Here is an 11,128-nt window from a genome sequence, read left to right as displayed (position 1 = left end):
CGCCGGCCACCCGCGCCAAGGTCCTGGCGGCCGCCGAGGCGCTGGGCTATCGGCCGAACCTCCTGTCGCGCTCGCTGACGACCGGGCGCTCGGGCATCGTCGCCGTGGCGGTCGGCGGCCTCGCCAACCCCTTCCACGCCATGGCCCTGGAGAGCTTCGCGGCGGGGCTTCAGCGGACGGGACGGCAGGTGATGCTGGTGGTCGTTGCGGACGAGTGGGCGCTCGGCTCGGCCGTGGAACTCCTCTCGGGCTATCAGGTCGACGCGGTCCTGACCTCGCTCCCGGTGAACGCGTCGGACGTGGCCGAAGCCCTGGCGCGCTTTGCGGTGCCCATCGTGACGATGAACTCCGCGGTGACCAACCGCTGGGTCCGGACGGTGGCGGCCGACGACCACGGGGCCGGCATCGCGATCGCCAAGCACCTGCACGCGCAGGGCGCCCGCCGGTTCGGCTACATCGCGGGCCGGTCGGGCACGCTCGCCCAGGAACGTCGCGAAGCCGGCTTCCGGCAGGGTCTGGCGGAACTCGGGATCGCGGAGTGTGCGCGGGCGCAGGGCGATCATCACCACGGCGGCGGTACCGTGGCGGTGCGGGCGCTCTATGCGTCCGGCACCGGGCCGGACGGCCTGTTCTGCCTCAACGATCTCACGGCGATGGGCGCCATCGACGCCCTCCGGGAAGAATTCGGCCTGCGCTGTCCGGAGGACGTGCTGGTGGCCGGCTACGACAACGTCGCCGCCTCGGCCTGGCCGCCCTATCGCCTGACCACGGTCGATGTCGGCCTCGACCGGATCGCCACGCGGGCCTTCGCGCTGATGGAGGCGGAGGAGGCAGGGCCGTCCGAGGTGCTGGTAAGACCCCGCCTCGTGACGCGTGCCAGCACCCGGTGCTGAGGAGGCGTCCGCTCAGGGAAGCTTCACCGGATCGGTAGCCGCCTCGGGAGCCTGCCCGAGCCGGGCGACCTCGGCCGCCAGTTCCTGCAGGCTGGCATCGCCCTTGCGCACGACCCGGTCGACGCCGGCGAGTTCGCTCCGCTCGGCGGGCGAGATGTCCCGGGCACTGAGGACCACCACCGGGATGTCACTGCCGCCGGCCAGGGCGCGCAGCCGCAGCAGGAACGAGAAGCCGTCCATGACCGGCATGGTCAGGTCGAGCAGGATGACGGCCGGGCGTGCCTCGTGGACCCGGGCCAGGGCCTCGGCGCCGTCGCCGGCTTCGCGCACCGCCCAGCCGTCGCGCTCGAGGACATGGCGCAGGCGCTCGCGCATGCCCGCGTCGTCGTCCACCACCAGCACGCCGCCGGCCTCGGGTCCGAGGCGGGTCAGCACCGCCTTCAGCCGCCCCCAATCCACCGGCTTCGGCAAGGCGTCTGCCGCGCCGAGGGACGCACTCAGCGCCGCGTCGGCCACGAAGCTCACCATCACCACCGGGATGTCGCGGGTCACCGCATCGGCCTTGAGGGTCGCCAGCACCGTCCAGCCGTCGACCTCCGGCATCATCACGTCGAGCAGGATCACCCGGGGCGCCAGGGTCCGGGCGAGGTCGAGGCCGGTCCGTCCGTCGCCCGCCGTCCGCACGGAGAAGCCCTGCCGGATGAGAAAGCGCGCCATGAGGTCCCGCTGGCTCGCCTCGTCGTCGACGACGAGCACGAGGCCGCGGCTGCCCCTGGCCTCGTGCTCCGACCGCTCGGCGGGCTCGGCCTCCGCCGGCGCCTCCACGATGGGGACGACGGCCGGCACGGTCAGGGTGAAGGTCGTGCCCCCGCCCGCCAGGCTCTCCACCTCGATCTCCCCGCCCATCAGGCCGGCGAAGGCCCTGGTCAGGGCGAGGCCGAGGCCGGTACCCCCGTACTTGCGCGTCGTCGTCTCGTCGGCTTGCGCGAAGCGCTGGAACAGTCCGGCCACCTGCTCGGGCGACATGCCGATGCCGGTATCGGCGACGGCGAAGCTCAGCCGGTCGCCATTCGGGGTGGTGCGGCGCCGAACCCGCAGGGTAATCGTCCCGCCCTCCGTGAACTTCGCGGCGTTGCCGAGCAGGTTGAACAGGCACTGGCGCAGCTTGACCGCGTCGGTGCGCGCGTCGCCGAGGTCCGGCGCGAGGTCGAGGACGAGGCGGTTGCCCTTCTTGGCGACCAGGGCCTCGACGGTGGCGGCGGCGTCGCGCGCGAAGCCGTCGACGGCGAAGTCCTCGGCGTACACGTCCATCTTCTCGGCCTCGACCTTCGAGAGGTCGAGGACATCGTTGATCAGGCCGAGCAGGTGCTGGGCGTTCGCCCGGATCTTGCCGAGGTCGGCGAGAAACGTGTCCTGCCCGAGATCCTCCGCCTCCTCCTCCAGCATCTCGGCGTAGCCGATGACCGCCGAGAGCGGGGTGCGCAGCTCGTGGCTCATGTTGGCGAGGAAGCGGCTCTTGGCCCGGCTCGCCTCCTCGGCGGCGTCGCGGGCCTCCCGCAGGGCCGCCTCGTAGGCGTGACGCCCGGTGACGTCGACATGCACGCCGACCCATTCGCGGATCGCCCCGTCGGAATCGTGCACCGGCACGGCGCGGACCGCGTAGTGGCGCCAGTTGCCGTCCGGATGGCGCACGCGCTGGTCGACGACGTAGGGCGTGCCGGTCCGGACCGCCGATTCCCAGACGAGGCGGGCGTTCTCCGCGTCGTCGGGGTGAAGGGCGCGGGTCCAGCCGCCGCCGCGATACTCCGCGTAGGTCTGGCCGGTGATCTGTTCCCAGCCGGGCTGCTCATCCACGAGTTCGCCCGCCGCGTTGGTGTTCCACATGACGCCGTCGACCGCGCGGACGGCTGAGCGGAAGCGCGCCTCGCTGACGTGCAGGCGCCGCTGCACCCGCCCCTGGTCGAGGGAGCCCACCATCATCGCCAGAAACAGGATGACGAAGGTCACGCCCGCCACCGCCAGGGCGAGGTTCTGCGGACCCGCCGCCGGGACCATCCCGTGTGCCGCGTGGGCGCCCTCCTCCGCGAGGGTGAAGCTCGCCGCCGCCATGCCGGTGTAGTGCATGCCGGCAACCGCCAGCCCCATGGTGCAGGCCGCGACCAGCTTCTGCCAGAGCCGGTTGCGGCGGAAGGCCAGCCACAGGGCGGCGGTGGCGGCCAGGACCGCGATGGCGACGGAAGCGGCGACGATCGCCGGATCGTAGGCGAGGTTCCCCGGCACCCGCATCGCCGCCATCCCGACATAGTGCATGGCCGCGACGCCGAGGCCCATCAGCGGACCGGCGACAAGGAGCGACCGGGGCGCGGCACCTCGGATCGCCACCCAGCCGAAGGCCGCCGCGGTGGCGGTGACGGCGACGAGGAGGGACAGGGCCGTGATGCCGAGATCGTAGGCCGCCGGTGCTCCCATCTCGAAGGCGAGCATGCCGACGAAGTGCATCGCCCAGATCCCGCCCCCCATCGCGATCGCCGCGGCGCCGACCCAGACCCAGCGCAGGCCGGCGGCCGCACCGCGGACGCGCGCGCCGAGGTCGAGGGCCGTGTAGGAGGCGAAGACCGCGACGGCGATCGAGAGCGCGACGAGAGCGGGGTCGTAGCCGGTATGAACCATGGAATGCCCGTGCGGTGGCGGTCCGCCCCTCCCGGGCGACCTGGCGACGGGCCGGTCGGGGAGGCGACGTCCGTCGTCTGTAGACTATTCGCGCGCGCCCGTCGGTCTCACGAAGCCGTGCGGCGCCCGAACGGATTGACCCGGGGGAATTCCCGCGCCGGTTTCAGGCGCGAAGGAGCGCCGCGTAGGGAGCGAGATCGGGTTCCGGCGCGCGCCCACTGCCGAGTTTCGAGGCCAGCCGGCGGATGGCGGGACGGCTCGCGAGCCGGAGCCCGCCGTGCAGGAGACGGATGCCGAGGCGACTGCGGGGATTCATGATCTTGGGGGCGATCCCGGGCACGCCCTGTCCGCTCTCCACCATCGGCCGCATCGCGCGCTCGTAGGCGGCGAAGGCGGCCGGCACGTCGGTGCCGCGCGCCAGTTCGCTCGCCAGCACGTAGGCGCCGGTGACGGCCAGGGTGGTGCCGATGCCCGCGAGCGGCGTCGCGCACCAGGCCGCGTCGCCGGTGAGCGCCACCCGCCCCCGGGCCCAGCGCTTCAGCCGCACCTGCCGGAGGACATCGAAGTAGAAATCCTCCGTCTGCTCCATCCCGGCGAGCACCCGCGCGGCCTGCCAGCCGGCATCCGCGAAGCGCTCCCGCAGGAACGCCTTCTGGCGGGCGGCGTCCCAGTCCTGCTCGGCCCCCTGAGGCTGACGCACGGCCAGCATTGCCCGGGTGGTGCCGTGGTTGTCGGGCCGCAGGGAGATGCTGCGCCCGCCCGGCGCGTTGTACCAGCGCCACATCCGGTCGTCGTCGGCGGTCCGCGGGATGGTGAAGTACGCGATGGTCAATCCCATCCAGCGCGGGTCGTTCTCGCCCGGAAAGACACGCTTGCGCGTCCGCGAACCCACTCCCTCCGCGATGATGACGGCGTCGTAGGCCTCGACCGCACCGCCCGCGAAGGTCACCCGGGCCGCGTCGGCCCCGTCCGCGATTTCGGTCACCGTGTCGCCGAAGCGAAAGGTCGCCCGCGCCCGGGCGGGCTCGTAGAGAAGCCGCGCGAGGTCGCCCCTCAGGATCTCCATCTCCGCCGTGGGGCCGTCGCCGAGGCTCGGGTCCACGGCGAAGCGGGCGACCGTCCGGCCCGCCGCGTCGACCCAGGCGGTGCCCTCCTCGCCGGTGCCGTGGTCGAGGGCGGCGCGCTCCAGGCCCATGCGCCGCAGCACTTCGCGCCCGACTCCGCGGACATCGACGTTCTGCCCGCCGTCCCGGAAACCGGGGTTACGCTCGACCACGGTGACGTCGAAGCCGTGCCGGCCGAGCCACCAGGCGGCAACGTTGCCCGCGACGCTGGCGCCGGTGATCAGGATGCGACGGGACATGCGGTTCACCTAGAGCCGGCGGAGGTGCGCGCCGGGCGTCCGCCGGCTGCGCCGTACCGGAATTCCGGCCCGAAACCGAGGTTCCCGCCGAGGCCCGCCGGGATTTCGCGGCCCGGATGCGATTGGGTCGCATCTTTCATCCCCGCCCACGACCCTAGGTCGGGTCGATGGATCGCAGATTTCCCACGACCCGCCCCATGGCCCGCCCCATGACCCGTGCCGCAGGGCTCGACCGCCTGTCAGAGTTTCTCGCCGATGCCGGCGCGGCCTACGCCGCCGACCGCAACACCGACCGGGGACCGGCGCACGCGCCGACGACCTCAGCGCTCTCGCCCTACCTGCGCCGCCGCCTCGTCACCGAAGCGGAGGTGGTGGCCGCCGCGGAGCACGCGTTCGGCGACGTAGGCGCGGAGAAGTTCGTGTCGGAGGTGTTCTGGCGGACCTACTTCAAGGGCCATCTGGAGACCCACCCCGCCGCCTGGACGGACGCCCTCGCGTCTGCCGAGGCGCACCACGCGCGTCTGCTCACCGAGCCCGGCTTGCGCCGGACCTACGAGGCGGCGGTGCAGGGCCGGTCGGGCATCGACGGCTTCGACGATTGGGCGCGAGAGCTCGTGGAGACGGGTTGGCTCCACAACCACGCCCGGATGTGGTTCGCCTCGATCTGGATCTTCACCCTTCGGCTGCCCTGGGCGCTCGGGGCCGACTTCTTCATGCGCCACCTCCTCGACGGCGATCCGGCGAGCAACACTCTGTCCTGGCGCTGGGTGGCGGGGCTCCATACCCGCGGCAAGCACTACGTCGCACGGGCCGAGAACATCCGCCGGTACACCGAGGGGCGCTTCGACCCTACCGGGCTCGACGAATACCCGGATGCCCTCGCTGAGCCGATGCCGCCGCGCGAGGTCCCGCTGCCGCCGGCCGATGCTCCGCCGTCGGGCGAGGTCGCGCTGCTCCTGCACCTCGACGACCTGAACCCGGAGAGCCTGCCGCTCGGCGCCGTGACGGTCGTGCGCATCGGCGGCCTGATCGCTCACGCGGCAGGAGCGTCCGATCGGGTCAAGTCCGCCGATGCGGAGGCGATGGCGGATGCCCTGGCCCGGGCCGGTGCCCATTTCGGATGTCCGGCCGGGGCGGTCGAGGCCGGCTGGGCGGGCGATCGCCCGGTCGTGACCGCCTGGGCACCCGTCGGCCCCTCGGCGGTCGCCCTGCCGGAGGGATGCCGGCGCGTGCGCCGGGCCTGGGACGAGGCCGCATGGCCGCGATCCACGCGGGGTTATTCCCGCCTGCGCTCCGTCATACCGGCCCTCCTCGGTCGCTGAACCTTCGGCACGCCAGCCGATCCGGACCGCTCCCCGGCCCGCCCGAAAACGCCGGGCGGACCCGCGTTTTTGCACCGCAACATAACCATGCTCCGGCCGTTGTACCCACGCTACCCTTCGCATCGACGCGTGAGGGACGGCATCGGGTTCATTCGCTCGCCGGGCGAAGCCGCGATGCTGCCGTCTCACCGGAAGTCATCCCGATGCGCCCCATGCCCCTGTTCGCCTGCCTCGCCGCCGCGCTCCTCCCGCTCCCCGCCCTGGCCTCCTCCTGCGCCGAGCAGATCGGCACCATCGAGCGCCGCCTCGACAGTTCCGGTGCCGTTCAGGTCGCCGGTCTCAAGGACGGTCATACCTTGCGCACGGGTTCGCTTCGCGGCCTCCAGGCTCCCCGCCCCGATGCACCGAGCGATCTCGCCATGGTCTCGACAGCCGACCACGTCGCCGTGGCCCGGACCCTCATTATCCGGGCGTCCGACGAGGACCGGCGCGGCGACCAGCGCGCCTGCGAGAACACGATGAGCGAAGCCAAGGGCATGATCGGCGCCCTGCCGTAGGTCGTTCCGACAGACCGGGCCGGGGGCGCGTCTCCGGCCACATTCCCCACGCCCCGTTTCCCATCCCGAGGAGTGCCACGACGATGATCGGTCCGGCCGAAATCGAGGACATGCGACTGGACCTCGTCGCTTTCCACGAGCAGGCGAGGCTCTACGACGCGGCCCTCGCCCCCCTGCATCGACATTGGGCACGGCGCGGCGGCACCTCGGTGGGTAGTGTCACCCGGATCTGCGACCTTGCCTTCGCCCGCGCCGCCGACCGGCCGTTCAGCGACTGGAAGGCCGTCGCCTCGGAGGCCGCCTGCGAGGCCGGATACGGCATCCTCTGGGACGGCGACGAGGTGACGGCGATCCAGACGCATCCCGGGCGCCTTCTCTCCTGATTTCCGGACGGTCGGCGGGAGCGCCGACGCCGCTCGGCACCGGAGCAGCGTTGCGGGTGCCGGTGTCGCGGAGACACGGCCACGCGGAACACGCCTGTTCACGGGATCGTTGACCCATCAATGGAAATCTATGTCCTCGTCGTCGCCGGGTTCGGTGTCCTGGTGCTTCTGACGGCATGGCTGCCGATGGTGCTTCGGGCGCTGCCCCTGTCCCTGCCCATCTGCTGTGTCGGTATCGGCGCGGCCCTGTCGCTGTTCCCCGCGATCGCCGACCTCACGCCCCATCCGGGTTCGCACCTCGCCGTCATCGAGCATGCGACCGAGGCGGTCGTCGTCATCTCCCTGATGGGCGCGGGCCTGAAGATCGACCGCCTGATCGGCTTCAGGACTTGGTCGGTGACCTGGCGCCTCCTCGGCATCGGCATGCCGCTCACCATCCTGGCCCTCACCGCGCTCGGCTCTGCCTTGCTCGGCCTCGGGCTCGCGGCCGCCCTGCTGCTCGCTGCGTCCCTGGCCCCGACCGATCCGGTGCTCGCCTCCGACGTTCAGGTCGGGCATCCGGCCGAGGAAAACGAGGACGAGCCGCGCTTCGCCCTGACCTCAGAGGCCGGCCTCAACGACGGGCTCGCCTTCCCGTTCGTGAACCTCGCCGTCGCGCTGGCGGGAACCGGCAGCCTGACCGGGCTGTCCTGGTCGCACTGGCTCTCGATCGACGTTCTCTGGAAGGTGGCGGTCGGTGCCGTTCTCGGCGCAGCGGTCGGGCGGGCGCTCGGGTGGCTGACCTTCCATCTGCCCAACGTCTCGAAGCTTTCCCGCACCGGCGACGGCTTCGTGGCCCTCGGGGTCACCTGCATCGCCTATGGCTGCGTCCAGGCCGTGGACGCCTACGGCTTCGTCGGCGTCTTCGCGGCGGCCATCGGGCTGCGCTCGTCCAGCCGCGGCCACGCCTATCACCGCAAGATGCACGACTACGCCGAGGAACTCGAACGCCTCCTGATGATGGTGCTGCTCGTGGGGTTCGGGGCCGTCCTCGTGGGTGGCGGCCTGCTGCAGGCCCTGACCTGGCCGGCCGTGGCCTTCGCGCTGATCGGCCTCCTGGTGGTGCGTCCCTTAAGTTGCTGGATCGGCCTTCTCGGCAGCGGCCGCTCGCTGGCGGATCGCGCCGTCGTCAGCGTCTTCGGCATACGCGGGTTGGGCACGGTCTACTACCTCGCCTTCGCCATGGGGCACGCCACCTTCGAGCGCCCGGACCTGATCTGGGCCACGGCCGGCCTCACCGTACTGCTCTCCATCCTCGGACACGGCGTCACGGTCACGCCGGTCCTGCGTGCCCTCGACCGGCGCATGGGACGCGACACGCAGAGCGCCCAGCTCGACCTGAAGCTCGCCGTTCCGCGCCCGTGAGCGGAAGGTACCCGACCTGGCGACGCGCATCGTCGCAGGCCAGAACACGGAACGCCCCGAACGGGTCATCGTCACGGACCGGCGATGCGCGGTTCGCCGAGGAGTCGGACCCATGAAGCACAAGCCCCTGCGGGATCAGGTCATCGTCATCACCGGCGCCTCCAGCGGCATCGGGCTGACGACCGCGCGCATAGCCGCGCGGCGGGGCGCCCGGGTGGTGCTGGCCGCACGCAGCACCGATGTGCTCGCCCGCATCGTCGGCGAGATCGAGGCCGAGGGGGGCCAGGCCCTCGCGGTGACGGCGGATGTCGGCCAGCGCGCGGACGTGCAGGCGATCGCCGACGCGGCACGGGCGCGCTTCGGCGGCTTCGACACCTGGGTCAACGTCGCCGGCCTCACCGTCTACGGTCCCTTGCGCGAGATCGCGTATGCCGACCACGAGCGCCTGATCCAGACCAACCTCTGGGGCACGGTCAACGGATCGCTGATCGCGGTCGGGTACCTGCGCCGGCACGGCGGGGCGCTCATCAACGTCGGCAGCGTCGCCTCCGACCTCGCCTTCCCGTTCCAGGGCCTCTACGCCACCTCGAAGCACGCCGTGAAGGGGTTCACCGACACCCTCCGCATGGAGTTGATCGCGGAGGGCGCACCGGTCTCGGTCACCCTGGTCAAGCCGGCCTCGGTCGACACGCCGCTGCCGAACCGGGCGCGCAACTACATGGACCGCGAGCCGACGCTGCCGCCGCCGATCTACCCGCCGGCGGAGGTCGCCAACGCCATCCTGCACGCCGCCGTGCATCCGCAGCGGGACATCTTCGTGGGTGGCGGCGGCAAGATGTTCGTGATGGGCAAGGCGTTCGTGCCCGGCGCCTACGACGAGCTGGCCCCGGCCATCATCGCCCTCCAGAAGCGTGGCGAGCCGCCCCGCAATCCCACCGGCGCCCTGCATGCCCCGGCGCAGGCCGGCACCGAGCGCGGCGACCCGCCCGTCTACGTCATGCGCACGAGCGCCTACACCCGCGCCACGCTGCATCCACTGACGACCCTGGCGATCGCCACGGGCCTCGCGGCCACGGGAGCCCTCGCCCTCGCAAGGCGCGCTCGACGCCCGCTCTGATGCTCACGGCCTCCGGGGGCTCGAAGCTCTGGATCGATTCGGTCCGCGATGGGCGGCGGAAGCGCGCGCCCGTACGGCATCCGCCGGACCGTGGCCGAAGCGATCAGCCTTCGGGCCCGGCGAGCCGGAGGCGCTCATGCGCCTCGGCCGGGGTCATCGACCGGATCGCGTCCTCCGAGAATCCCAGGCCGCGAAGTCGAACCCTCTGACGTTGCGTGATCATCAGTGCGATCGCGGACGGTCGCGTGGCGGCCGCGGCGCGCGCCTCCGGCCGGTCGTCGTCGGCCCGGGCGCGGCGTTCCCGGAACACAGCCTCCGCCTCGTCACGATCGAGGAACCGCAGGAGATCGTCGTCGGGCTCCATCGTCATCCGGTCCCCTGTCCTGCGTCACGAAGATCGACTTTGCCTTACCGACCGGGGATGACGGCGGATCGGCGGAATCTCAAGGCCCCGCGAAGGACCCGAGCCGTAATCCGGAGCGAAGCCCATGCGCTGACTGACGCAGGCGGTCGATGTCATTCCCCCGATCGGATCGGAATGCGATGCAACTCGTTCCCGCCGGAATCCTTGATCACGAGTTCCCACGCGCCGTCCACATCCATCAATTCCCCGCCACTGCGCAATTCCTCGATCACGATGCCGGCCTGCTCGATGGCTTCCGAAAGGTCGGCGGCATCGACGCCCTCCGCATCGGACATCGTGTTGCGGCCGTCGGTGAGATCGAAATGAAAATGCATGAGGAAAATGCTCTGCACCACGCGAGAATCAGGCACGTGTGAATAGCTCGATTCGCCCAGAGTGCAACGCGTTGCCGGGCAAACGAACTACGCCAAGGGTCGTGTCAAACCTCGCTGAAGGATGTCCCAGAGGTTTTAGTCGGCGGAAAGATTCGCCCCTCGGATAGGATGGTGTCCGAGCCTCCATCGGAAGGACGATTCGGCCGATTACTGGAAATCCTGGATTGTCTACAATGCGGACTTGACTCACTCCGCATGATAGTCTTGGCTGCTTTTTTGCGGCGCAGCGTAGGCGATTGGAGGAGGCGATTAACTAATGGTAGGGTTCGAGGAACACCCAATCGTTGCGGGATCGGATTCCCTCCCCGAGCGTATCTTGAGCCTGCGAATTCACATTCGATCCATGATCCGGAAGTTGAACGTCAGTCCGAAGAGCGGACGCTGAGAACAACGCTGGAGCGATGATCCACGTTCGCACGGCTGCACCAGCCGAACGTCGAAATCATCATCGAATCGCGAATGGACGAGGCCTGCCGACCCCGCTGTAGCGGCGGCCCGCGGTCCGGGCCGCCGCCAGCCCCCTCACCGTTCCCGCCACGCCTTTGCGATCTGATCGGAGAGGGGTTTGACGAGGTAGCTGAGCACGGATCGGTCGCCGAGCTGCATGAAGCTTTCCACCGG

10 protein-coding genes are annotated in these 11,128 nt (G+C 71.0%); 6 read left to right on the top strand and 4 right to left on the bottom strand.

Annotated features, from left to right (window positions below):
* Positions 1 to 893 (top strand): LacI family DNA-binding transcriptional regulator (locus K2X24_RS09060; protein WP_292496973.1); only part of this gene is annotated, 893 nt, incomplete at its 5' end.
* A gap of 12 nt (positions 894 to 905) precedes the next feature.
* Here the strand turns inward: K2X24_RS09060 and K2X24_RS09055 are convergent.
* Positions 906 to 3,563: an MHYT domain-containing protein gene (locus tag K2X24_RS09055; RefSeq protein ID WP_292496971.1), complete on the bottom strand. Its 2,658-nt coding sequence runs from the start codon at positions 3,561 to 3,563 to the stop codon at positions 906 to 908.
* A 163-nt stretch (positions 3,564 to 3,726) separates the two neighbouring features.
* Positions 3,727 to 4,926, bottom strand: coding sequence for an FAD-dependent monooxygenase (locus K2X24_RS09050; protein ID WP_292496969.1), 1,200 nt, complete (start codon positions 4,924 to 4,926; stop codon positions 3,727 to 3,729).
* A gap of 209 nt (positions 4,927 to 5,135) precedes the next feature.
* Between K2X24_RS09050 and K2X24_RS09045 the strand changes: the two genes are divergently transcribed.
* The 5 genes from K2X24_RS09045 (at position 5,136) to K2X24_RS09025 (ending at position 9,709) form a co-directional block, all read left to right on the top strand.
* Entirely contained in the window at positions 5,136 to 6,248 is a 1,113-nt protein-coding gene (locus K2X24_RS09045) for an FAD-binding domain-containing protein (RefSeq protein WP_292496975.1), read from the top strand.
* A 203-nt stretch (positions 6,249 to 6,451) separates the two neighbouring features.
* Positions 6,452 to 6,805, top strand: a complete 354-nt coding sequence (locus K2X24_RS09040; protein ID WP_292496967.1) for a hypothetical protein — start codon at positions 6,452 to 6,454, stop codon at positions 6,803 to 6,805.
* A gap of 83 nt (positions 6,806 to 6,888) precedes the next feature.
* Positions 6,889 to 7,188, top strand: a complete 300-nt coding sequence (locus K2X24_RS09035) for a hypothetical protein (protein ID WP_292496964.1) — start codon at positions 6,889 to 6,891, stop codon at positions 7,186 to 7,188.
* 120 nt (positions 7,189 to 7,308) lie between these two features.
* The gene (locus K2X24_RS09030; RefSeq protein ID WP_292496961.1) at positions 7,309 to 8,592 is read left to right on the top strand and encodes a cation:proton antiporter; all 1,284 of its coding nucleotides are present in this window, start codon (positions 7,309 to 7,311) and stop codon (positions 8,590 to 8,592) included.
* A 112-nt stretch (positions 8,593 to 8,704) separates the two neighbouring features.
* A complete protein-coding gene (locus tag K2X24_RS09025; protein ID WP_292496959.1) occupies positions 8,705 to 9,709 on the top strand; it encodes an SDR family oxidoreductase in 1,005 nt (334 codons plus the stop codon).
* A 103-nt stretch (positions 9,710 to 9,812) separates the two neighbouring features.
* On the opposite strand, the gene K2X24_RS09020 is transcribed toward K2X24_RS09025, so the two are convergent.
* Together K2X24_RS09020 and K2X24_RS09015 are read right to left on the bottom strand one after the other, a co-directional pair.
* A complete protein-coding gene (locus tag K2X24_RS09020) occupies positions 9,813 to 10,073 on the bottom strand; it encodes a hypothetical protein (protein WP_292496957.1) in 261 nt (86 codons plus the stop codon).
* A 152-nt stretch (positions 10,074 to 10,225) separates the two neighbouring features.
* Positions 10,226 to 10,468 carry a hypothetical protein gene (locus K2X24_RS09015; RefSeq protein ID WP_292496955.1) on the bottom strand — a complete coding sequence of 81 codons (243 nt, stop codon included), beginning with the start codon at positions 10,466 to 10,468 and terminating at the stop codon, positions 10,226 to 10,228.
* Positions 10,469 to 11,128 lie beyond the last annotated feature (660 nt).

This window comes from Methylobacterium sp., assembly GCF_019750675.1.
Classification (GTDB): domain Bacteria; phylum Pseudomonadota; class Alphaproteobacteria; order Rhizobiales; family Beijerinckiaceae; genus Methylobacterium.
Note: the sequence above shows the minus strand (reverse complement) of the source record. Positions and strands in the feature narration are given on the sequence as shown.